Here is a 24,183-nt window from a genome sequence, read left to right as displayed (position 1 = left end):
ACGACGCAGACACACCGGCCCGCGCACTGCCCGACCCAGCGTAAAGTCTCGAATCGCAACGGGAATTTCGCGCTGACCAGATAAAGGCGCGGAACCGGACCCGTTGACCGCCCACAGGGTGCGTCAGTTTCGCCGCAATGACCTTCAGCGCTAACACTGCGGGATGTATGACGTTTCCGTCCCGTCGGCGCGCACCGCGCAGAGTAGCCCGCTGCGGTACCTCCCGGAAACGGTCTTGCGACCGCACCATGTCTTCCTCCCTTTTGGGGAAGCTTGCACAGGCGACGTGCAAGGTGCAATCCCGACGCGCATCTGGCCGCGCCGCGCAGACCCGCTAGGTGACCCATGGTGCAACTGCATACCAAAGGACCCGCCATGACCGCCCGCCCGCTCTTTGCCCGTCTGACCGGCGCCGCGCCTCAAGACCTGCCGGACGGCGAGGCCCGCAACGGGCTGATCCACATCGCCGCGCTGAGCCTGAGCAAGACCGCCGACAGCCTGCTCGATCCAAAACTGGTACTGTCCTGGCTGCTGTCCGCGCTGGGGGCGCCTGGCGCGATGGTTGGAGCGCTGGTTCCGCTGCGAGAGGCCGGAGCACTGCTTCCACAACTGGCGCTGGCGCGGCTGGTCGAGGGCACGCGCCGCCGCAAGCTGGTCTGGGCGGTCGCCTCACTCCTGCAGGGTGTGGCCGCGCTCGGCATAGCCGCCAGCGCGATATTGCTGGAGGGCGCGGCGGCGGGCGCGGCGATTCTTGCGCTGCTGGCGATGCTGGCGCTGGCCCGCGCGGGCGCGTCGGTCAGCCAGAAGGATGCGCTGGCCCGCACCGTCCCCAAGGGCCGCCGCGGCGCGATCACCGGCTTTGCGGGCAGCGTCGCCGCAGTGCTTGGCTTTAGCTTCGGAGGCCTGATGGCGCTTGGTGTGTTTCCCTTGGCGGTGCCCACTTTGGCGGGGGCGGTCGCGCTGGCGGGCGGCGCGCTGATCGTGGCAGGCGCCGTGTTCAGCCTGTTGCGCGAGACGCCGCGCGAGCCGCAGGACCCGGAGGGCACGCCGCTCGACGCGCTCGTGCAGCCACTGGCCGAAGACGGCCAACTGCGCCTTTTCATCGCCGCGCGCGCAGCGCTGGCCGTCACCGCGCTGGCCCCGCCCTTCATCGTACTGCTGGCGCAGGGCACCGAACGCAGCGCGCTGGACCAACTCGGACCGCTTGTGATGGCCGCAACGGCGGGGTCGGTGCTGGCCGCCTATATCTGGGGCCGTCTGTCGGACCGGTCGAGCCGCCGCACGCTTATGGCCGCGGGCATTCTGGCCTGCCTGTCCTTTGTTGTGATCGGTGCGGCGGGCACAATGGCGGATGGCTTCGGCAGCGGCACGGCCGGACAGATTGCCGCAGCGGCGGCGATGTTCACGGTGCAGATCGCCTATGAAGGTGTGCGCGCGGGGCGAAAGCTGCACCTGACCGACATGGCCGAGGACGCGCTGCGCGCGCGTTATACCGCGCTGTCGAACACTCTGGTCGGGCTCGCGCTGCTGCTCGGCGGCGCGGCGGGCTGGGCCGCCGACGCCGTGGGCGCGGGGCCGGTCCTTCTGGGCTTCGCCGTTCTGGCCGCCGCCGGGGTCGCGCTGGCCGCGCGGCTGGACGAGGTGCAGCAGGACGCCGACTGATCGGCATCCGGCGCGGTGCGGGCTTGCCGCCCGGCCGCGATCTGCGATGCTGACTTGGCGACTTTCGCCCGGCCCAGCCGAGCAACCCAACGCCACCCGGAAAGGCCCCCGCATGATATCCCGCCATATCTGGAACCTGCGCAACGCGCTGCGGAAGATCTGGGTCCGTGTCGTGGCATTCGCCGTGCTGGCGGTTGCATCTGTCGTACTGGCACAACTTCTGTCACCGCTCCTTCCCGACTGGGCGGCGACGCGCACGGGCGCCGCGTCGGTGGACCGGATCCTGAACCTGATGGCGTCCTCCATGCTGGCGGTGACCACCTTCTCGCTGTCGATCGCCGTATCGGCCTTCGCCGCCGCCGCGCAGAACGCCACTCCCCGCGCCATAGCGCTGCTGCAGCAGGACCCGATCACGCAGAACGTGCTGGCAACCTTCCTCGGCGCGTTCCTGTTCAGCCTGCTGGGGCTGATCGCGCTCGGGGCCGAGCTTTATGACACCGCCGGACGGGTCGTTCTGTTCTTCGTCACAATCGTCGTCACCGGCTTCGTGATCCTGGCGCTGATGCGCTGGATCGGCCACCTGATGAGCTTCGGGCGCATGGGCAACACGCTCGACCGGGTGGAAACAGCGGCGGCGCGGGCACTGGCGGCCTGGCGTCGCGCACCGCATCTGGGCGGGCACCCGGCCAACGGCGCGGCGCCCGGCGGCGGCACCGACGTGACCGCACGCCGGTCCGGCTATGTGCAGCACCTCGACATGCCGTCGCTGAACGCGCTGGCCGAGAAGGCGGATTTGCAGATCCATCTTGCCCTGCGTCCGGGGGGCTTCGTTGCCGCCGGCCAGCCGCTGGCGACGGTGCAGGGCACTCCGCCGGACAGCGCCAGCCGGCAGGGCATCCGCGACGCCGTGACCATTGGAACCGACCGCGTGTTCGAGGAAGATCCGCGCTTCGGGCTGATCGTGCTGTCCGAGATCGCCTCACGCGCGCTGTCGCCCGCTGTTAACGACCCCGGCACGGCGATCAGCGTGATCGGCCGGATCGTCCGGCTGTTGTCGGAATGGCCGGACCGTGGCGCACCGGACATCCGCTTCGCCCGCCTGCACGTGCCGCAGATCGACGCGCAGGACCTGCTGACCGACGCGCTGCGCCCCATCGCGCGGGACGGGGCAGGGACGATCGAGGTGCAGATGCGGCTTCAAAAGGCGCTTGCCTCGCTGAACCGGACAGCCCCCGAAATGTTCGCCGGACCAGGCGCGCGCATCGCCCGCGACGCGCTGGCCCGCGCGGCACGCGCTGGCCTCGGCCGCGACGAGATGGACACACTGGCGGCGCTGGCCGACTGGGCCGGACCGGACCCGGGCACCGACAGCTCAGGCGGCATGTCCGACGGCGCGAAAGGGGGCTAGCCTCCGTCCGGCGCGCGGCGCGCGAGGAACGCCGCGATCCCGGCGGCGGCGTCCGGCGTCTCCCAGATGTCGGCAAGACGCGTGACCGTGTCCTCGATCACCTTGGCATCAATGCGCGGCCCCAGCGCGCGGGCAAGCCCCTTGGCCGCCCCGACCGCCGCCCGAGAGGTCTGCAGGTAGGGCGCGGCTTCCGCCGCCGCCGCGGCCTCCAGCGCCTCCGGTGGCACCACGCGCGCCACGACGCCGAGGCGCGCCGCCTCGGGCGCGCCGAAGACACGCGCCGACATGAAAACCTGCCGCGCCCCGCCTTCGCCTATCCGGGCCAGAACGTACGGCGCGATCGTCGCCGGAATGAGGCCCAGGAGCGTCTCCGTCAGCCCGAAGCGGCAATTGTCCGCGGCCAGCGCCACATCACACACGCAGGCCAGCCCGACCCCGCCACCGAACGCGCCGCCGTGGATCGCGCCAATCAGCGGAACCGGCATTTCGTTCAGGGCCAGCAGCATTTCGGCCAGCTTGCGCGCCTCTGCCATGCGAGTCGCGCGGTCGGCGCGCATCTGCGCCTGCATCCAGCGCAGGTCCCCCCCCGCGCAGAACACGGGGCCCGCGCCGGACAGGATCACCGCCCGCACGGCACTGTCGTCACCGAGGCGGCGAGCGGCATCGGTCAGATCGTCGATCATCCGCGCATCAAGTGCGTTCCGCGCATCCGGGCGGTTCAGCGTCAGCCGCGCGATACCGTCCGCGTCGCACACCATGTCCAGCGTCGGCCAACTCATGCCGGATCCGCCTCGCGCAGGTCCCGCGCCAACGCCTCCGCCCGCCGCAGCGCCGCCGCATCGAGCCCGGTCGCCACCCCCCGCGCCGTCAGCCAGTCTGCCACGGCACCGGTGGACACGTTGCCCGGTGCGCCCGGCGCATAGGGGCAACCGCCCAGCCCGCCAATCGCCGTGTCGAACACCCGCAGCCCGGCATCGAGGCAAACGGCGATGTTGCCGATCGCCTGCCCGCCCGTGTCGTGGAAATGCCCCGCCAGCAGGCCGGGCGGCACTTCGGGCAGGACGGCATCCAACAGCGCGCGCACCTTTGGAGGGCGCGCCCGACCGATCGTGTCGCCAAGCGAAATCTCGGTGCAGCCCATCGCCAGCAGCCGTGCGGCAAGGCGCACCACCTGCTCGGGCGGCACGGGGCCGTCGAACGGGCAGTCCGTCACACAGGAAATGTAGCCCCGCACCGGCAGGCCCGCCGCGCCCGCCGCCGTCACCACCGGCTCGAACCGCGCAAGGCTTTCGGCTACGGTGCAGTTCAGGTTCGCGCGACTGAACCCTTCCGAGGCAGAGGCGAAGACCGCGACGGCGTCGGCCCGCGCCGCATGCGCCGCCTCGAACCCGCGCAGGTTCGGGGTAAGCGCGACATAGGCCACGCCCGCGGCCCTGTCGATTCCGGCCATCACCTCCGCTGCGTCGGCAAGTTGCGGGATCGCCTTCGGGCTCACGAAGCTCGTCACTTCGATCCGCCGGAAGCCACAGGCCGACAGTGCATCGACCAGCGCGATCTTGCGCGCTGCGGGAATCAGCGCCGCCTCGTTCTGCAAACCGTCGCGCGGGCCGACCTCGAACAGTTCCACACGGTCAGGGCACATCGGCGGGCTCCAGCGCCACCAGAACGGCGCCCTGCGCGACCGTGTCGCCGGGCTGCGCCCAGATGGCGGCGATGATGCCGTCGCGCGGCGCGGTCAGGGTATGTTCCATCTTCATGGCCTCAAGCACCGCGAGCGGCTCGCCGGACCTCACCCGATCGCCCGCAGCGACAGGCATGGCGCGCACCAGCCCCGGCATCGGCGCAATCACCGCGTCGCCCGCCGCCTCGGCGGCACCGCGCGCCTCCAGCGGGTCCGGCAGATCGAACACGAAGGGGCGGTTGCCCGCGAAGACTGTGATCCGGCCCGGTGCGCGGTGCAGATGCAGGCGATGCGCCTGGCCGCCGACGGAAAGGGTCACGAACCCGTCCGCCGCAGCGCCGTGCGGGACATCGAATTCCAATGGCGGGCCGCCCGCCACGACCGCATGGCGCGTGCCACCCAGCAGCGTCACCTCGGCGACGAAGCTACGTCCGCCAAAGGACATGTCGGAAAAGCAGCGCGCCGGGCCCCAAGCGCGGAAACCTCTCAGCGCCATATGTTCCGCGCCTTCCTCCTTCAGCAGGCGCGCCGCCGCCAGCACAGCCAGCGCGACCACCTCGGGCGGCGGGTCGGGCTCGGCGCACAGGTCCTCGGCACGGCGCGCGATCAGCCCGGTATCCACCACGCCGCGCGCTACAGCGTCGTCGCTCAGAAGCGCCGACAGGAAAGAAAGGTTGGTGACCGTCCCCGCGATGCGGCAAGAATCCAGACCGCGCCGCAGACGCGCGAGAGCAGTCGCCCGGTCCGGCCCGTGGGCGATCAACTTGGCGATCATCGGGTCGTAATGCGGCGTAACCGTATCACCTGCCGCCACCCCGGCATCAAGCCGCAGCACACCCGGTTCGAACCGGGCGGCTTCGGGCCAGTGCAGCGCCGCGATGCGCCCCGGCGCGGGCAGGAAGTCGGCCGACGCGTCCTCGGCATAGATCCGCGCTTCGATCGCGTGACCGTCGATGCGCAGATCGTCCTGCGCGAAGGGCAGCGGCGCGCCAAGCGCGACCCGGATCTGCCATTCAACGAGGTCGATCCCGGTGATTGCCTCGGTCACCGGATGTTCCACCTGCAGGCGCGTGTTCATTTCCATGAACCAGAACCCATCCGGGCGCAGCCCGTCGGACCCATCTGCGATGAATTCCACGGTGCCCGCACCGACGTACCCGATGGCGCGCGCGGCCTCAACGGCCGCGTCACCCATCGCGCGGCGCACCGCATCCGTCATGCCCGGCGCCGGGGCTTCCTCGATCACCTTCTGGTGGCGGCGCTGGAGCGAGCAGTCCCGTTCAAACAGGTGCACCACACGCCCATGCGCGTCGGCGAGGACCTGCACTTCAACATGCCGGGGCGTGGAGATGTATTTCTCCACCAGCACCGACGGGTCGCCGAAGCTCGCCTGCCCCTCACGCTGCGCGCCTTCCAGCGCTTCTGTGAATCCGGCCGGATCGTCGACACGGCGCATCCCCTTGCCGCCGCCGCCCGCGCAGGCCTTGATCAGCACCGGGTAACCGATGCGCGCGGCCTCCCGCGCCAGCACTTCGGGCGTCGGGTCTGCGCCGTGATGGCCGGGCACGACGGGCACGCCCGCCGCTTCCATGCGCGCCTTGGCGGCGTGTTTCAGGCCCATCGCACGGATCGCGTCCGGCGGAGGGCCGACGAAGATCATCCCGGCCTCGGCCACCGCCTGCGCGAAGGCGGCGTTCTCGGACAGGAAGCCGTAGCCGGGGTGGATGAGATGCGCGCCCGTCATACGCGCGGCGGCCAGGATCGCGCCGACATCAAGATAGCTTTCCGCAGCAGGCGCGGGGCCGATCCGCACCGCGACGTCGGCGGCGCGCACATGAACCGCCTCCGCATCGGCATCGGAATGCACGGCAACGGTGCGCAGGCCCATGCGCCGGGCGGTGGCGATAACGCGGGCCGCTATCTCGCCCCGGTTCGCGATCAGGATGGTCTGCATGGCGGTCACATCCTGAAAAGGCCGAAGCGAGTGTCCGGCACCGGCGCGTTGCGCGCAGCGGCCAGTGACAGCGCCAGCACCGACCGGCTGTCACGCGGGTCGATGATCCCGTCATCCCAAAGCCTGGCGGAGGCGTAGAGCGGGTGCGCCTGCCGGGCGAATTGCGCCCGAACGGGGGCGCGCACGGCTGCATCCTCGGCCTCGGACCACGCGCCGCCGCGCTTTTCGACCGCCGCGCGCTTGACCGTCGCCAGCACGCCCGCGGCCTGTTCACCGCCCATCACGCTGATCCGGCTGTTGGGCCAGGTCCACAGGAAGCGCGGCGAATAGGCCCGCCCGCACATGCCGTAATTGCCCGCTCCGAAGGAGCCGCCCACCAGCATCGTCACCTTGGGCACCGCCGCGGTCGCCACCGCCGTGACCAGCTTGGCGCCGTCCTTGGCGATCCCGCCCGCCTCGTAGGCACGCCCGACCATGAAACCGGTGACGTTCTGCAGGAACACCAGCGGGATGCGCCGCTGGCAGCACAGCTGCACGAAATGCGCCCCCTTCAGCGCGCTTTCGGAAAACAACACCCCGTTGTTGGCAAGGACCCCCACTGCCATGCCGCCCACATGCGCGAAACCGCAGACCAGCGTTTCGCCATAGCGCGGCTTGAATTCGTCGAAGCGCGACCCGTCCACCAGCCGCGCGATCACCTCGCGGATGTCATAGGGGGTTCGCAGGTCGGCAGGCACGACGCCCGGCAGTTCAGCCGGGTCGTAAAGCGGCGGCTCAGGCGGCTGATCCGGGCCAGGCGGGGGCGGCAGGTTGAGGCTTGCCACCGCCTGCCGCGCCAGCGCGAGGGCGTGGGCGTCATTCTCGGCCAGTTGGTCCGCCACACCCGACAGGCGGGTGTGCACGTCGCCGCCGCCAAGATCCTCGGCGCTGACGATCTCGCCCGTGGCGGCCTGCACCAGCGGCGGACCTGCAAGGAAGATCGTGCCCTGCCCTTTCACGATGATGGTCACATCCGACATGGCGGGGACGTAGGCTCCGCCCGCCGTGCATGACCCCATGACGACTGCGATCTGCGCGATGCCCTGCGCCGACATGCGCGCCTGGTTGAAGAAGATGCGACCGAAATGGTCGCGGTCGGGGAATACCTCATCCTGATTGGGAAGGTTCGCGCCGCCGCTGTCGACAAGATAGATGCAGGGCAGCCGGTTCTCCTGCGCGATCTCCTGCGCGCGAAGGTGCTTCTTGACGGTCATCGGGTAATAGGTGCCGCCCTTCACGGTGGCGTCGTTGCACACGATCATTACGTCGCGGCCCATCACGCGGCCGATCCCGGCGATGGCCCCGGCGCAGGGCGCGGCCCCGCCATACATCCCGTGCGCGGCGAAGAGGCCAACCTCGAGGAACGGCGATCCGGAGTCAAGCAGCCGGGCGATCCGGTCGCGGGGGGCCAGCTTGCCGCGCGCGGCATGGCGCGCCTGCGCCTCCGGCCCGCCGCCGGCCAGCGCCAGATCGGCGGCGGTTTGTACCTCGGCCAGGGCGTTCGCATGGGCTTGGGCATTGGCGCGGAACATGTCCGAGCCGGGAAGTACGGCGGAGCGCAGGACACTCATGGCGCCCCCTCCAGATAGGTCTCGAGCGTGGCGACCTGCGCCGCCGTCAACTGCAGCATGCAAGCGCTCGCCGCCGGACCACGGCCCGTTCCGGAGCCCCATTGCGACGCTTCATAGGCGCAGGCAGCGTCACGAAAGTCGATCCAGGCCCGCTGCATGTCGCGCAGCGCTTCTGCCCGCGAAGGGGCGTCGGGTTCCCATTCCGCCGCTTCCCGGTCAAGGACTGCATCACGCGTTCTGAGGTTCGTGTAGACCTCGTTCAGGCGTGCATCCCACCATCCGGCTTCCTCGGACAGGCAAAAGATCATCCCATAGGTGGTGTATCCGCCGGGCTGGTCCTGGCAGGCATTGGCGGCACGCCCGGCGCAGGACGTCGCTTGTCCAACAACAACGCAATCGGCGGTCGGACGAGGGTCGAACGCAAGGTCCTGCGCGGAAAGCCCTGCTGGCACAGCCGCCGCGAGAAGAAGGGCAAGCGGCGCACCAAAGTGATGCGCAAGAGCAGTCATGTCACGCCATCGCCCCCATCAGTTCCCGTCCTATCAGCATGCGGCGGATCTCGGAGGTGCCCGCCCCGATCTCCATCAACTTGGCGTCCCGGAACAGGCGCGAAACGGTGCTGTCGTTCATGAAGCCCGCGCCGCCCATCGCCTGCACCGCCTGATGTGCGACGACCATCGCCTCTTCGCTGGCATAAAGGACGCAGGCCGCCGCGTCGTGCCGGGTCACCGCGCCCCGGTCGCAGGCGCGCGCCACCTCGTAGACATAGGCCCGCGCGCTGTTCATCTTGGTGTAGATGTCGGCGATCTTGCCCTGCATCAGCTGGAAATTCCCGATGCTCTGGCCGAACTGCTTGCGGTCGCGCAGGTAGGGCATGATCTCGTCAAGGCAGGCGGCCATGATGCCGGTGCCAATACCCGAAAGCACCACGCGTTCGTAGTCCAGCCCCGACATCAGAACTGCGACGCCGCGCCCTTCCTCGCCAAGCACGTTGTCGAAGGGAACCTCCACATCGTCAAAGACAAGCTCGGCCGTGTTGGAGCCGCGCATGCCCAGCTTGTCGAAATGCGGGCTGCTGGAAAAGCCGGTCATCGCCTTCTCGATCAGGAAGGCGGTGATGCCCTTGGCACCAGCCTCCGGGTCGGTCTTGGCATAGACCACGAGAGTGTCGGCGTCGGGGCCGTTGGTGATCCAGTACTTCGTCCCGTTCAGCCTGTAATGATCGTTGCGCTTTTCCGCCCGAAGCGACATCGAAACGACGTCGGAGCCCGCGCCGGATTCCGACATCGCCAGCGCGCCGACATGCGCGCCGGTGATCAGGCCGGGCAGGTAGCGCGCCTTTTGTTCCGGCGTGCCGTTGAGCGCGATCTGGTTGACGCAAAGGTTGGAATGCGCGCCGTAGCTGAGCGCGATGGAGGCCGATGCTCGGGCGATCTCCTCGATCGCGACGGTATGGGCCAAATACCCCATGCCCGCGCCGCCATCCGCTTCGGGCACCGTGATGCCCAGCAGGCCGAGATCGCCCATCTCGCGCCACAACTCGGACGGAAAGCTGTTCTGCCGGTCTGTGTGGTCGGCCAGCGGCTTAACACGCTCCTGAGCCCAACGATGGACGGTGTCGCGCAACGCAGCAACCTCCTCTCCGAGATCGAACGTCATGGATGCGGTGAACATCGGCTTCCTCCCTTGTGCCTCTTGCGGGCAATGCGGCTTTGCAAGGCGCTTGGTCGCAGTGTGCGGCGCGTCTGCGCCGGATGCCAGAGGGAAATCACGCTCGGTCCAGCAACGCACGGGCGGCTGCGACGATGCCCTCTACCGATGGCAATGTCGCGGCATGGGCCGGGCCGGTGGCGATGAAGCTGTCTTCGGCGGTCAGCCGGGCCGCCCGCAGATCCGTGCGTTCAGCCAGAAGACAGATCAGAGCCTCGGAAAGATTGCCCGAGCGGCGACATTCATCCACCACCAGCGCCGCGCCACAGCCCGCCAGCGCATCGAGCAGCGCCGCCTCGGGCAGCGGGCTGAGCCAGCGCAGATTGACGATGCGCGGGGCGATGCCGGTATCGGCCAGTCGCTTGGCCGCCTTGTGGCAAAGGTAATGCCCGTTGCCATAGCTGATCAGCGCGATATCCCGGCCCGGTCCGTGCACCCCAACGGAGCCTAGAGGCACCGTCGCATCGGCAGGTGCGGTCTGCCACAGGCCGTCGCCCTCAGCGTGCAGATCGCGCATGGGATAGAGCGCGATGGGTTCGAGGAACACCGACACCCGGTTCTCTTCGCGGGCGAGGCGCACGCATTCGCGCAGCATCGCCCCCGCCTCCGCCCCGCTGGACGGGCACGCCAGGATCAGCCCCGGAATGTCACGCAGCACGGCCAGCGAATTGTCGTTGTGGAAATGCCCGCCGAAGCCTTTCTGGTAGCCAAGCCCCGCGATGCGCACCACCATCGGGTTCGCGAACTGACCGTTGGAGAAGAAGGGCAGTGTCGCCGCCTCGCCGCGCAACTGGTCCTCGGCATTGTGAAGGTAGGCCAGGAACTGGATCTCGGGGATCGGGATGAAGCCGTTGTGCGCCATGCCAATCGCCATACCGAGAATGGTCTGTTCGTCCAGCAGCGTGTCGATCACGCGGCCCGGCCCGAACCGCGCCTGCAACCCGCGCGTCGCACCGTAGACCCCGCCCTTGGCGCCCACGTCTTCGCCCATCAAAACGATCTCGGGATGGGCCTCCATCAGCTTGCCCAGCGTGTCCGCGATATGGCGGACCATCGGCTGCGGCGGCGCGCCCGCTCCATCCGTCAGCGTCGCCGTTGGGAGTGCCATGCGCAGCGGCGGCACGATCGGGGCCATGACCTCTTCCGCGTCGGCCAGCCGCCGCCAGTTCGGCGCGGCCTGCGCGGCGGCCCGGGTGCGCTCCAGCACGGCGTCGTAAAGCTCCAGCGCGGCGGCGGGCGCCAGCGCACCGGCATCTCGGAGAAGACGCACGCCGGTCAGCAGCGGGTCGCGCGCTTCTGCTTCCGCAATCTCGTCCGCGGAGAGGTAGGTTTCGGCGACATCCGCACCGGCATGGCCATAGAGGCGCACCATGGACAGGTGCAGCACGGCCGGCTGCCGGGCCCGCCTTACATGCGCCGCCGCCTCGCGCGCCGCCGCGAAGGCGGCATAGAGGTCGCACCCGTCGGCCGCAAAATAGCGCAGGCCCGGACGGGAGCGCAGGCTGCGGGCCACCCAGTCCCGCGGGGTGCGGACCGAGATCCCGATGCCATTGTCCTCGCAGACCAAAAGCAGCGGCAGATCGGCCCCGCGCGCGACGGCCCAGCCCCCGGCGTTGATCGCGCCCTGCGCGGTGGAGTGGTTCAGCGAGGCATCCCCGAAACTGGCCAGCGCGATGGCGTCGCGCGGCAGGATCGCGCCCTCCGGTCTGGCCCGACGCGCCGCGCCGATCCCGAAAGCGGTACCAAGCGCCTTGGGAAGGTGGCTGGCGATGGTCGAGGTCTGCGGCGGGATCATCAGCGCGCGCGATCCCAGCACCTTGTGGCGCCCGCCCGAGATCCGATCGTCCGCGGCGCAGGCAAAAGACCGCAGCATGTCGCCGGTAATCTGGTCCCGGTCCTGACCGGCCTGCGCCGCGCGGGCGATCTGAAACGCCGCGTCGCGGTAATGCAGGAAGGCGATGTCATCGGACCTGAGCGCCTGCGCGACCGCCGCCATGCCTTCATGGCCGGACGATCCTATCGTGTAGAACCCCTGCCCGGCCTTCTGCATCTCGCGAGAGACGATATCGAGCGCGCGCGACAGGACCTGCGCCTCGAACATGGCTGCAGCATCTGGCGCATCGAGGCCGGGTGTGGGCGCGGCCCCGCCGGGCAGATCGCCGACTGCGACCCGGTGGCGAAATGCGTCGTGGACACGGCTGACGGCATCCATTCGTCAGCCCATCCGTGCGCTGAGTCCATGCATCGCGCACCCCGCCGGATGTCCGTGCCGTATCATGCCCTGCCGCATCCTCGTCCCCTCGTTTTCACCCAAGCCTAGGGGCTGGGCGGGTGCGGGTCTAGGGGGCGGTGCCGGGGGTCGCGATCACGCCGAAAGCCGCGCCCACAGCGGTGCCCGCAAGCGCGCCGGGCAGGCCACCCACCGCAAGCCCGCTTGCCGCCCCGAGGCCCGCGCCCTGCGCGATATTGGTGTTCAGGTTCTGCGTGCACGCGCCCAGCAACAGGGCGGCGCAGGCAATCACGATGCGGGCGGCGGACATTTGGGATCCTTGCTTGGAGTGACATCGCGGTCTTAGCCGCGCCGCGGGCTATTGACCACACCTGCACGCGCATTCCGGTCACGGGCAGACGACGGGTTGCGGGAAGCCTGCAACACTGTATGTGTTAGCGCAACCAGACGCGCGGACCTAAGGCGGTCCTTTGCCGCGCCCGGGCCGGTCTTGACCATCGGGCCGTGGTGGGCACGTGATAAGGGGTGTTTAACCGGTAGGGCCGCACAACCATGCGGCACGGGAAAGGATCGAGGCATGACATCGTCGGATTTGCGCGACAGCATTCTGCACCATCTGAAGTACTCGCTTGGCAAGGACGCCGCCCACGCCGTCACGCAGGACTGGCGCATGGCGCTTTCCCTTGCCGTCCGCGACCGGATCACGGACCCTTGGTTCGACGCCACGCGCACCGCCTATGCCGGCCAAAACAAACGTGTCTACTACCTGTCGATGGAATTCCTGATCGGCCGCCTGCTGCAGGATGCAATCGTCAACCTCGGCCTTCTAGAAACGGCGCACGAGGCGTTCACAGATCTCGGCCTGCCACTCGACACCGTGCTGTCGAATGAACCGGATGCCGCCCTCGGCAATGGCGGGCTTGGGCGCCTTGCGGCCTGTTTCATCGAATCGCTTTCCAGCCTCGCGGTGCCCGCTATGGGTTACGGCATCCGCTACGAACACGGCCTGTTCAAGCAAAGCTTCGTGCAAGGGCGGCAGATCGAGGCGCCGGAGGACTGGCTGCAACAGACACATGCCTGGGAATTCGAACGCCCCGAGTCCACCTACCACATCGGCTTCGGTGGCCGCGTTGTGCAGAAAGACGGACGCAGTGTCTGGGAACCCGAGGACGGGCTTATTGCGCAGGCCTATGACACTCCGGTGATCGGCTGGAAGGGCCGCTGGGCGAACACGCTGCGCCTGTGGTCTGCCAAGCCGACGCAGATTTTCGATCTCGACCGGTTCAACAGCGGCGACTACATCGCCGCCTCCGCGCCCGAGACGCTGGCGCGCACGATCAGCCGGGTGCTTTACCCCGACGATACCACGCCGCAGGGCAAGGAGTTGCGGCTCAAGCAAGAGTTCTTCTTCACCGCGGCGTCATTGCGCGACGCGCTGCGGCGCTTCGAATCGGAATACGACGATCTTCACCTGCTGCCGCAGAAAGTGGCATTCCAGCTTAATGATACGCATCCGGCCATTGCAGGGCCGGAACTGGTGCGCCTGCTGCACGACGAGCGCGGCCTACCAATGGACGAGGCGATCGCCACCGCGCGCGGCTGCCTGGCCTACACCAACCACACGCTGCTGCCCGAAGCGCTGGAGCGATGGCCGGTGGAGCTGATGGGGCGCCTGCTGCCGCGCCACCTTCAGATCATCGAACGGATCGACGCCGCGCACGCTGCCGAGAAGCCCGATCGGCGCGCCAACGCGCTGGAGGACGGCGAAGTGAAGATGGGCGAGCTTGCGTTCATCATGGGGCACAAGGTCAACGGCGTTTCGGCGCTGCACACCGACCTGATGAAGCAGACCGTTTTCAAAGAACTTCACCGCCTTCATCCCGACCGTATCATCAACCAGACCAACGGTGTCACGCCGCGCCGTTGGGTGCTGGGCGCGAACCCGCGTCTGAGCACGCTGATCACCGATGCAATCGGCGACGGCTGGGTCGGCGATCTCGAACAACTGTCCGGGCTGGAGACGCATCTCGACGATGCCGGGTTCCTCGACCGTTTCGCCGCCGCCAAGCGCGGCAACAAGACTGACTTGGTCGACTGGGTCCAGCGTAACCAGGGCATCGCGCTCGATCCCGACGCGATGTTCGACGTGCAGATCAAGCGAATCCACGAATACAAACGCCAGCACCTGAATATTCTGGAAGCTATCGCGCTTTGGCAGGAGATCCGCGACAACCCCAACGCGGACTGGACGCCTAGGGTGAAAATCTTCGGCGGAAAAGCGGCGCCAGGCTATGTTTTCGCCAAGGAAATCATTCACCTGATTAATGACGTGGCAGCCGTGCTGAACGCCGATCCAGTCACGTCTAAATACCTCAAGGTCGTATTCCTGCCGAACTACAACGTCACGCTGGCCGAACGGCTCATTCCCGCATCGGACCTGTCGGAGCAGATATCGACCGCGGGCAAGGAAGCCTCCGGTACAGGCAACATGAAGTTCGCGCTGAACGGCGCGCCGACCATCGGCACGCTGGACGGAGCGAACGTGGAAATCCGCGAGCACGTTGGAACTGACAACTTCTTCTTGTTCGGAATGACCGCCCCCGAGGTTGACGCCCGGCGCGAGCTTGGCGATCACGCGGCGCAGGCGATCGCGGCGGACCCGCGGCTGGCCCGCGCCCTCGACGCCGTGCGCGACGACACCTTCGCGCCCGGCGATCCGGGGCGCCATGCCGGGATCGCGGAAAACCTGTCGGGGCACGATTACTTTGTCGTCTGCTCGGATTTCACCGACTACTGGCGTGCGCAGCGCGAGGTTGACGCTGCGTATGCCGATCAGGGCGGCTGGATGCGCATGGCGGCGCTGAACACCGCGCGCTCGGGCTGGTTCTCGTCTGACCGCTCGATGCGCGGCTATCTGGCGGATATCTGGCGGACAGGGCCCGCGCTTGGCGCCGACGGAGAGTGACCGGAAAGGCGCATTCCAGACGCGGGATTTGCGTCCTGTGCGGATGGCGTTAGCATAGGAGCATGTCCATGACATCGAACACCCCCGCCTTTCCGCCCCTCGATGCCCTTAACAAGCTTGCCGCCGCCCGCCACGGGGACCCGTTCTCCGTGCTGGGACGCCACATGCACGAGGACACGCCGCACCTGACCGTGCTGCACCCGGACGCAGCCGCCATCACTGTCCTCGTCGGCGATGACGAGATCGACCTGCCGCGCCATCCAGAGGTCGGGTGCATCTTTACCGGCCCCGTGCCGGATGGACCTTACCGGCTACGCGGCACCGGCCGCAACGGCGCCATCTGGGAGTTCGAAGACCCCTACGCCTTTGGCCCGGTGATCGGCGAGATGGACGAATACCTTCTGGGCGAAGGTACACATCAGCGGATCTGGCAGGTGCTGGGCGCCCATCCCTGCCACCACGACGGCAGCCGCGGCGTGCATTTTGCCGTCTGGGCGCCGAACGCGCAGCGCGTGTCCGTGGTGGGCGAATTCAATCAATGGGACGGGCGCACCCATCCCATGCGCCTGCGCGGCGCGACTGGCGTTTGGGAAATCTTCATTCCCGGCCTCGGCGAAGGAGAGATATACAAGTACGAACTGCTGTCTCGCGACGGCACCGTGCTGCCGCTCAAGGCAGATCCCGTCGGATTCGGATCACAGCACCCGCCCGAGAACGCGTCGGTGGTACGAGACATAAGCGGCTATGGCTGGCGCGACGGGGAATGGATGGCCGAGCGCGCGGGCCACAACGCCCGCGGCGCGCCGATCTCTGTGTACGAGGTGCACCTGGGATCGTGGCGGCGCGTCGCCTCCGAAGGCAACCGCGCGTTGTCCTACAAGGAGGCGGCCGAGCAGCTTGTGGCCTATGTCGCCGACATGGGTTTCACCCATATCGAGTTGATGCCGGTCAGCGAATATCCCTTCGACGGTTCCTGGGGATACCAGCCGGTGGGCCTGTTCGCACCGACGATCCGGCACGGCCCCCCGCACGAATTCCGCGACCTGATCGACGCGGCACACGCGGCCGGCCTCGGCGTGCTGATCGACTGGGTGCCGGGGCATTTCCCCACCGACGCGCACGGCCTCGGCCGGTTCGACGGAACTGCGCTTTATGAACACGCCGACCCGCGCGAGGGGTTCCACCAGGACTGGAACACACTGATCTATAACTTCGGCCGCACCGAGGTTGCCAACTTCCTGATCTCAAACGCGCTTTATTGGCTGGAGGAATACCATGTCGACGGGCTGCGCGTCGACGCTGTGGCATCCATGTTGTACCGCGACTATTCGCGCAAGGACGGCGAATGGGTGCCCAACGTGCATGGCGGGCGCGAGAACCTCGAAGCGATCTCGATGCTGCAGCGCACCAACACGATCACCTACGGCGCGCAGCCGGGCATCATGACGGTGGCAGAAGAAAGCACCAGCTTTCCGGCCGTGTCGCGCCCGGTGGACGGCGGCGGGCTGGGCTTCGGTTACAAGTGGAACATGGGCTGGATGAACGACACCCTTTCCTACATGGCCAAGGACCCGCTGTATCGCCGCTATGACCACCACAAGATGACGTTCGGCATCCACTACGCGTTCTCGGAGAACTTCATTCTGCCGATCAGTCACGACGAAGTCGTTCACGGCAAGGGGTCGATGCTCGGCAAGATGCCCGGAACCGAATGGGAGAAGTTCGCCAACCTGCGCGCCTACTACGGCTTCATGTGGGGCCATCCCGGCAAGAAGTTATTGTTCATGGGCTGCGAATTCGGCCAGCCCGAGGAGTGGAACCACGCCGCGCAGCTGAATTGGGACGCAGCGGCCCGCCCTGAACATGCCGGGATCGCGCGGCTGGTGCGCGACCTTAACACTACCTACCGCGCCCGCCCCGCGCTGCACATGGCCGATTGCGATCCCGAAGGCTTCGCCTGGATCGAGGCGAACGATGCCGATACGTCGGTCTATGCCTGGGTGCGCCGGGGCGACGCAGGCACCGACCCTGTCGTCGTGCTTTGCAACTTCACCCCTGTGGAAAGAAGCGGCTACACCGTCGGGCTGCCCCATGCCGGGCGCTGGTGCGAGATACTGAACACCGATGCCGCGATTTACGGAGGAGGAGACCGCGGCAATATGGGCGCAGTGACCGCCATCGACAGTCCGCATCACGGCCAGCCCGCATCCGCGGCAGTCGTGATCCCGCCCCTGTCGGTCGTGTTCCTGGCACCGGACAACGACTGAGGGACTTCAGGGAGGAACGAGACGATGGAAACTTCACATACACGGTTATCGAGCCGGACAATGGCCTTCGTGCTGGCCGGCGGGCGCGGTTCTCGGATGAAGGAGCTGACCGACCGGCGCGCGAAGCCGGCGGTCTATTTCGGCGGAAAGGTTCGAATCATCGATTTCGCGCTGTCGAACGCGCTGAACTCTGGCATTCGCAAGATGGCGATCGCAACGCAGTACAAGGCGCACAGCCTGATCCGGCACTGCCAGCGCGGCTGGAACTTCTTCCGCGCCGAACGCAACGAATACCTTGACATCCTGCCCGCCTCGCAACGGATCGACGAGATGTGGTATCGCGGCACTGCAGACGCCGTGGCGCAGAACATCGACATCGTGGACAGCTACGGAGTGGACTACGTGCTGATCCTGGCGGGCGACCACATCTACAAGATGGACTACGAGTTGATGATCCGCCAGCATGTGGACAGCGGCGCAGATGTCACCGTGGGCTGCCTGACTGTCCCGCGCGCCGAGGCGTCGGCCTTCGGCGTCATGGCCGTGGACGCCAGCGGGCGCATCACCGAGTTTCTCGAAAAGCCCAAGGACCCGCCCGCCACACCCGAGGATCCGTCTCTGGCACTGGCCTCCATGGGGATCTACGTGTTTTCCTGGGCCTTCCTGCGTGACCTTCTGCTGCGCGATTCCGAGGATAGCAATTCAACCCATGATTTCGGAACCGACCTGATCCCGGACATCGTGAAGAACGGCAAGGCGATGGCGCATCGCTTCACAGAAAGCTGCGTGAAAAGCAGGTCCGACGCGCCGGCCTATTGGCGCGATGCCGGCACGATCGACGCGTTCTGGAAGGCCAATATAGACCTGACGGATTTTTCGCCCGACCTTGACCTGTGGGACAAGGACTGGCCGATCTGGACCTATTCGGAAAGCGTGCCGCCAGCCAAGTTCATCCACAACGAGGAAAACCGCCGCGGGTCAGCGGTGTCTTCGCTAGTGGCTGGCGGGTGCATCATCTCGGGCACCGACGTGCGCAACTCGGTTCTGTTCACGATGGTGCACACCAATTCCTTTGCCGCGCTCGAGAACGTCGTCGCGCTACCATATGTCAATGTGGGCCGCCACGCGCGTCTGAAGAACGTGGTGATCGACCGCGGCGTCGCAATCCCGCAGGGGCTGGTCGTAGGCGAAGACCCGGCCGAGGACGGCAAGTGGTTCCGCGTCTCCGAAGGCGGGATCACACTGATCACGCAGGACATGCTGGACCGGAAGGCCGCCGCCGAATGAAGGTTCTGTCCGTCACGTCGGAATGTGCGCCGCTGATCAAGACCGGCGGGCTTGCCGACGTGGCGGGCGCACTGCCAGGCGCGCTCGCCCCGCATGGCTGCACTTTGCGCACGCTGCTGCCCGGTTATCCCAAGGTGATGGCGGCGGTGGAGGACGGCGAGGTGCTGACCAGCCTGCCCGACCTGTTCGGTGGCAGCGGGCGGATCATTGCGGGTCACGCCGCCGGTCTGGACCTTCTGGTGCTGGACGCTCCGCATCTCTATGCACGCGACGGCAGCCCCTATCTTGGCCCCGACGGGCAGGACTGGCCGGACAATCCCGAACGGTTCGCTGCGCTTTGCTGGGCGGCGATGCTGCTGGCGCGCGACGGGCTGCCGGACGGCTGGACGCCGGACGTGGTGCATGGCCATGACTGGCAGGCCGGCTTGATGCCGTATTTCCTGCAACGCCACGCGCCCGGCACCAGATCTGTGCTGAGCGTGCACAACATCGCCTTCCAGGGACTGGCCCCACCCTGGCGACTTGGCTCTCTTCGGGTGGCACCGGCGGATTTCCACCCAGGCCTCGCCGAATATTATGGCCAGGTCAGCGCCTTGAAAACGGGCCTCATCTGCGCCGATCGGCTGAGCACCGTCAGTCCGACCTACGCACGCGAATTGCTGACGCCGGAGTTCGGCATGGGCCTGCAGGGCGTGCTGCGAGATCGCCGGGCGGACCTGGTTGGCATCCTGAACGGCATCGACCTCGAGATGTGGAACCCAGCAAACGACCCGGACATCACGCCCTACACCGCACCCAGCGGCAAGGCACAGAACCGGGCTGCGCTGCAGGCCGAATTCGGCCTGCCGGACGGCGAGGGTCCACTTTGCATAGTCGTTTCGCGGCTGACCGAACAGAAGGGGTTGGACGTTTTGCTCGAAGCGCTGCCTGCACTGACGTCGCGGGGCGGGCGTCTGGCGCTTCTCGGAAGCGGCCAGCGCGAGTTGGAAGCCGTGTGGCGCGACGCGGCCGTGCGCGACCCGAACCTGTCGGTGCACCTTGGGTATGACGAGGCGCTGTCGCATCGCATGATGGCCGGCGCTGATGCGATCCTGATCCCGTCCCGCTTCGAACCCTGCGGGCTGACCCAGCTTTACGGCCTGCGCTACGGCACAATCCCGCTTGTGGCGCTGACAGGCGGGCTGGCCGACACTGTGATCGACGCCTCCGATGCGGGGCTGAAAGCAGGTGCAGCGACCGGCGTAACGGTTTATCCGCTGACCGCCGAGGCGCTGACTGCCGGTCTGGAACGACTGTGCACGCTGTTTTCCGCGCCCAAGGTCTGGACCCGCATGCAGAGCAATGCCATGCGTCACCCGGTGGGCTGGGACAGCTCCGGCGCGGCCTATGCCGCGCTCTACCGGGACCTTGCAGGCAGGAGCTAGATGCCGAAAAACACCACCATGAGCGCCGGGCGGTCCAAGCCGGTCGGGGCCACGTTCGACGGGGACGGCGTGAACTTCGCCGTGTTCTCGCAGAACGCGACCCGAATGGAGCTGTGCCTGTTCTCGTCCGACGGCACGCAGGAACTGGCCCGCCACGACATGCCCGAACGCAACGGCGACGTGTGGCACGGCTATATCTCGGGGCTGCGGCCGGGGCAGCTTTATGGCTACCGCGCACACGGGCCTTTCGACCCGGTCGCGGGCCACCGCTTCAACCCGCACAAGCTGCTGCTGGATCCATACGCCAAGCGGCTGACCGGCCATCCGATCTGGCATGACGCGCTGCTGGGCTACGATCCCGCACGCGACGATCTGAGCTTCGACACCCGCGACAGCGCCGCCTACATGCCCAAGGGGGTCGTCGTCGATCCATCCTTCGAATGGGGCTCCGACTTGGCGCCAGGCACCCGGACCCGCGAATCGATCATCTACGAAGGCCATGTGAAGGGGCTGACGGCCGGCCGCCGCGACGTGCCCGAACGGGGCACCTTCCTTGGTGTGGCATCAGATCCGATGCTGGACCATTACACAAGCCTGGGGATCACTGCGCTGGAACTGCTGCCGGTGCAGGCTTTTCTGAACGACCGTTTCCTCGTCGACAAGGGGCTGACAAACTACTGGGGCTACCAGACCCTGGGCTTCTTCGCTCCGGACCCGCGCTACCTGCTGGACGGCGACATCGCCGAATTCCAGCAGATGGTCGCGCGATTGCACACCGCAGGGATCGAGGTCATCCTCGACGTTGTGTATAATCATACATGCGAGGGCAACGAGCTTGGTCCTACGTTGGCATTTCGCGGTCTCGACAATGCCAGCTACTACCGGCTGGCGGACGACCCGCGCTACTACATCAACGATACCGGCACCGGGAACACCGTGAACCTCGATCACCCGATGGTGCTGCGCATGGTGATGGACAGCCTGCGCTACTGGGTGGAGGTGATGCATGTGGACGGGTTCCGCTTCGATCTGTGTTCCACACTGGGGCGCACCGATGTCGGATTCGACCGCGGCGCGTCCTTCTTCGATGCGATCCGTCAGGACCCGGTTCTGGCCGATGTGCGCCTGATCGCCGAGCCATGGGATATCGGCCCCGGCGGGTACCAGCTTGGCGCATTCCCGCCCCCGTTCCTGGAATGGAACGACAAGTTCCGCGACGGGGTCCGGCGGTTCTGGCGCGGTGACGCCGGCATGGCGCCGGAACTGGCCGAAAGGCTTACCGGGTCGGCGCTGCAGTTCGACCATTCGGGCCGCCCTGCCACCGCATCGGTGAACCTGCTGACGGCGCATGACGGGTTCACGCTGATGGACGTTGTCAGCTACAACCAGAAGCACAACGCCGCCAACGGCGAGGACAACCGCGACGGGCACGGCGAGAATTTTTCTGACAACATGGGGGTCGAGGGACCAACGGGCACCCGGCGGATCGTGGCCGCGCGCGGGCGGCGGCGGCGAAACATGATGGCCACGCTTCTACTGAGCCAAGGCACCCCGATGATTCTGGCGGGAGACGAGCTTGGCAACAGCCAGGGCGGCAACAACAACGCCTACTGCCAGGACAACGAGATCGGCTGGATCGACTGGGACAACGCGGACACCCAGATGCTGGAGTTTACCCGCGCGATGATCGCCTTCCGCAAGGCGCATCCGATCCTGCGCCAGAAGCTGTTTCTCCATGCCGAGGAACGCGCCAGCGACGGCAAGCCTGACCTGTTCTGGTGGCGGGCAGACGGGCAGCCGATGACACCGGCGGATTGGGAAGACCCGGCGCTGTCCTTCGTCGCTGTCGAAATGCGCACCGCCAGCGGCACCCCGGCCTACGACGTGCTGGAAGAGGCGCTGTTCGTGGTCTTCAATTGCGGCGACCGACTGGAGGTGCGCCTGCCCAGACTTGCCGCCGGGCAACGCTGGTTGCGCTGCGTGGACACTGCGCGCACGCCCCCGGTGCGTGACGAACGCACCGGCGAGCGGATCAAGCTGTCGGCCAATTGCGTGACGGTCTTCCGGCTGGACACGGGGGCATGATCGTTCCCGGCTCCGCTCTCGACCGGCTGGCGACGGCGGCCGGGATCGTGCCGCGCTACCGCGATGTGACCGGCGCGCTGCGCGAAACCGGCGCAGATGCCGCCCGCGCCCTGCTGGCCGCAATGGGACTTCCCGCCGGAACCGAGCCAGAGGCGCTGGACGCGCTCGACATGCTGCGCGCGCCGCCTGCGGAAGGCGGCTATGACGGCTGGCACGTGGTGACATCAGGCGCGCCAGCGCAGATCGAAGGACAGGGTCCTTGGCACCTGCTGGCCGAGGACGGCACCGAAGCGGGCGGCGACGCGGCGGGCCGCGTGTCCTTGCCCGCACTATCCGCGGGCTATCACCGGCTGTTGCTGGACGGTCGCGCGCTACTCGTGATCGCCGCGCCGCCCACCCTGCCGGCCCCCGCCCGCGGCTGGGGCGTGACGCTGCCGCTTTACGGGCTGCGCACCGCTGCGGAAGGGGGCTTCGGTGACTACGCCGACCTTTCCGCCGCAGTGACCGGACTCGGAGGCACAGGTGCCGATTTCGTCGGCATCAACCCGATCCATGCGGGCTTCCCGACCGATCCGGACGCGTTCAGCCCCTACTCGCCGTCCAGCCGTCAGAGACTGAACACCGCACATTTGGCATTGCCCGGCCGCCCCGGTAGCCCGGGCGATCTCATTGACTACGCAGCGGACCGCCCGGCGCATCTTGCCGCACTGCGGGCCGCCTACGCGGCGCTGTCCGATGCAGCGCGCGCCGCCTCCGTCGCACACGCCACTGACGACGCCGACCTGTGGCGTTTCGCCGTGCACCAGGCGCTCGCGGACCGTCACGGCCCCTATTGGCCCGACTGGCCCGCCGCGCTTCGCCGTCCGGACAACCCCGAAGTCGCAGCCTTCGCCGCCGCAGCCGGAGACGGCCCGGCCTTCCATGCCTGGGCGCAGCAAGAGGCCGCGACGCAACTGGGCCAGGTGCGCGACGCGGCGGCGGCGGCGGGCATGCGGCACGGTCTGTATCTTGACCTGGCCGTGGGCACGCATCCGGGCGGCGCAGAAACCTGGGCGGAGCCCGAAGTGTTCGCGCGCGGCGTGTCGCTGGGTGCGCCCCCCGACGCGTTCTCGCCAGGCGGACAAAGTTGGGGGATCGCGCCGTTTGATCCACGCGCCCTTGCCGCGCGGGGCTTCAAGCCCTTCATCGACACCCTGCGCGCGCAGTTCCGCTTTGCGCGGCTGCTGCGGGTTGACCACGTGCTGGGATTCGAACGCGCATTCTGGGTGCCGGAAAACGGCGCGCCAGGAGCCTATGTCACAATGCCCCGCGCGGCGCTGCTGGCGATCACCCGGATCGAAGCCGCGCGCGCCGGTGCGACCGTCGTCGGGGAGGATCTTGGCAATGTTCCCGAGGGGCTGCGCGACGCGATGCAGGAGGCCGGCGTGCTGGGCTGCCGGGTCGCCATGTTCGAACGCGACCAGGAGGCGGACGTCACCCGCTACCGGCCCGGTTCGGCCTACGACACGCTGACGCTTGCTTCGTTCGCGAGCCACGATCTGCCGACCTGGAAGGGCTGGCGGACGGGACGCGATCTGGAATGGTGGGCGCGCATCGGCCAGTTGCCGGGCGAGGACCTGCCCGCCGCCCGCGCTACCCGCGCCGCCGAAGTCGCCGCCTTCGACACCGCGCACGGAACCGCAGACGGAACGGCGGACGCGCTGCACCTCGCGCTTGCCGGATCTGCCGCAGCCCTTGTCGCCGTGCAGGCAGAGGATATGCTCGGGCTGACCGAACAGCCCAACCTTCCGGGCACGATCGACGCCCATCCGAACTGGCGGCGCCGCCTGCCGGTTCCCGCGGCAGATCTTGGCCGCGACGCGCAGGTCCTGCGCAGCGCGGCGCTCATGCGCCGCTGACC

General features: G+C 67.7%; 16 protein-coding genes. 8 read left to right on the top strand and 8 right to left on the bottom strand.

Annotated features, from left to right (window positions below; all coding sequences use genetic code 11):
• The first annotated feature begins 375 nt into the window (after positions 1 to 375).
• On the top strand, positions 376 to 1,662 hold the full coding sequence (locus tag DKT77_RS05700; RefSeq protein ID WP_109810752.1) for an MFS transporter: 1,287 nt from the start codon (positions 376 to 378) through the stop codon (positions 1,660 to 1,662).
• A gap of 112 nt (positions 1,663 to 1,774) precedes the next feature.
• Positions 1,775 to 3,070 carry a DUF2254 domain-containing protein gene (locus DKT77_RS05695; protein WP_238547710.1) on the top strand — a complete coding sequence of 432 codons (1,296 nt, stop codon included), beginning with the start codon at positions 1,775 to 1,777 and terminating at the stop codon, positions 3,068 to 3,070.
• Here the strand turns inward: DKT77_RS05695 and DKT77_RS05690 are convergent.
• From DKT77_RS05690 to DKT77_RS05655, 8 genes are all read right to left on the bottom strand, one after another.
• Positions 3,067 to 3,849: a crotonase/enoyl-CoA hydratase family protein gene (locus DKT77_RS05690; protein ID WP_109810750.1), complete on the bottom strand. Its 783-nt coding sequence runs from the start codon at positions 3,847 to 3,849 to the stop codon at positions 3,067 to 3,069. The two genes, DKT77_RS05695 and DKT77_RS05690, sit on opposite strands and share 4 nt — an antisense overlap.
• Complete coding sequence (locus DKT77_RS05685; RefSeq protein ID WP_109810749.1) at positions 3,846 to 4,712, bottom strand: hydroxymethylglutaryl-CoA lyase; 867 nt, start codon at positions 4,710 to 4,712, stop codon at positions 3,846 to 3,848. Before DKT77_RS05685 ends, DKT77_RS05690 begins: the two co-directional genes overlap by 4 nt.
• Positions 4,702 to 6,705: an acetyl/propionyl/methylcrotonyl-CoA carboxylase subunit alpha gene (locus DKT77_RS05680; protein ID WP_109810748.1), complete on the bottom strand. Its 2,004-nt coding sequence runs from the start codon at positions 6,703 to 6,705 to the stop codon at positions 4,702 to 4,704. Before DKT77_RS05680 ends, DKT77_RS05685 begins: the two co-directional genes overlap by 11 nt.
• Positions 6,706 to 6,710: 5 nt before the next feature.
• Positions 6,711 to 8,315, bottom strand: a complete 1,605-nt coding sequence (locus DKT77_RS05675) for a carboxyl transferase domain-containing protein (protein WP_109810747.1) — start codon at positions 8,313 to 8,315, stop codon at positions 6,711 to 6,713.
• Entirely contained in the window at positions 8,312 to 8,824 is a 513-nt protein-coding gene (locus tag DKT77_RS05670; protein ID WP_109810746.1) for a lysozyme inhibitor LprI family protein, read from the bottom strand. Before DKT77_RS05670 ends, DKT77_RS05675 begins: the two co-directional genes overlap by 4 nt.
• 1 nt (position 8,825) lies before the next feature.
• Complete coding sequence (locus DKT77_RS05665; protein WP_109810745.1) at positions 8,826 to 9,989, bottom strand: isovaleryl-CoA dehydrogenase; 1,164 nt, start codon at positions 9,987 to 9,989, stop codon at positions 8,826 to 8,828.
• A 94-nt stretch (positions 9,990 to 10,083) separates the two neighbouring features.
• Positions 10,084 to 12,237, bottom strand: coding sequence for a thiamine pyrophosphate-dependent enzyme (locus DKT77_RS05660; RefSeq protein ID WP_109810744.1), 2,154 nt, complete (start codon positions 12,235 to 12,237; stop codon positions 10,084 to 10,086).
• A 127-nt stretch (positions 12,238 to 12,364) separates the two neighbouring features.
• A complete protein-coding gene (locus DKT77_RS05655; RefSeq protein ID WP_109810743.1) occupies positions 12,365 to 12,565 on the bottom strand; it encodes a hypothetical protein in 201 nt (66 codons plus the stop codon).
• 267 nt (positions 12,566 to 12,832) lie between these two features.
• Between DKT77_RS05655 and DKT77_RS05650 the strand changes: the two genes are divergently transcribed.
• The 6 genes from DKT77_RS05650 to DKT77_RS05625 all read left to right on the top strand — a co-directional run bounded on the left by DKT77_RS05650 (position 12,833) and on the right by DKT77_RS05625 (position 24,181).
• On the top strand, positions 12,833 to 15,220 hold the full coding sequence (locus tag DKT77_RS05650; protein WP_109810742.1) for a glycogen/starch/alpha-glucan phosphorylase: 2,388 nt from the start codon (positions 12,833 to 12,835) through the stop codon (positions 15,218 to 15,220).
• A 62-nt stretch (positions 15,221 to 15,282) separates the two neighbouring features.
• On the top strand, positions 15,283 to 17,487 hold the full coding sequence (gene glgB / locus DKT77_RS05645) for a 1,4-alpha-glucan branching protein GlgB (RefSeq protein WP_420798295.1): 2,205 nt from the start codon (positions 15,283 to 15,285) through the stop codon (positions 17,485 to 17,487).
• A gap of 24 nt (positions 17,488 to 17,511) precedes the next feature.
• Positions 17,512 to 18,774, top strand: coding sequence for a glucose-1-phosphate adenylyltransferase (glgC, locus tag DKT77_RS05640; protein WP_109810740.1), 1,263 nt, complete (start codon positions 17,512 to 17,514; stop codon positions 18,772 to 18,774).
• Positions 18,771 to 20,198, top strand: coding sequence for a glycogen synthase GlgA (gene glgA / locus DKT77_RS05635; RefSeq protein ID WP_109810739.1), 1,428 nt, complete (start codon positions 18,771 to 18,773; stop codon positions 20,196 to 20,198). Before glgC ends, glgA begins: the two co-directional genes overlap by 4 nt.
• Positions 20,199 to 22,283 carry a glycogen debranching protein GlgX gene (gene glgX, locus DKT77_RS05630; RefSeq protein ID WP_109810738.1) on the top strand — a complete coding sequence of 695 codons (2,085 nt, stop codon included), beginning with the start codon at positions 20,199 to 20,201 and terminating at the stop codon, positions 22,281 to 22,283. It begins immediately after the preceding gene.
• Complete coding sequence (locus tag DKT77_RS05625; protein ID WP_109810737.1) at positions 22,280 to 24,181, top strand: 4-alpha-glucanotransferase; 1,902 nt, start codon at positions 22,280 to 22,282, stop codon at positions 24,179 to 24,181. Before glgX ends, DKT77_RS05625 begins: the two co-directional genes overlap by 4 nt.
• Positions 24,182 to 24,183: the final 2 nt, after the last annotated feature.

This window comes from Meridianimarinicoccus roseus (assembly GCF_003172915.1).
Classification (GTDB): Bacteria; Pseudomonadota; Alphaproteobacteria; order Rhodobacterales; family Rhodobacteraceae; genus Meridianimarinicoccus; species Meridianimarinicoccus roseus.
The sequence above is the reverse complement of the archived record's forward strand: the minus strand, read 5'-3'. Positions and strand labels throughout refer to the sequence as shown.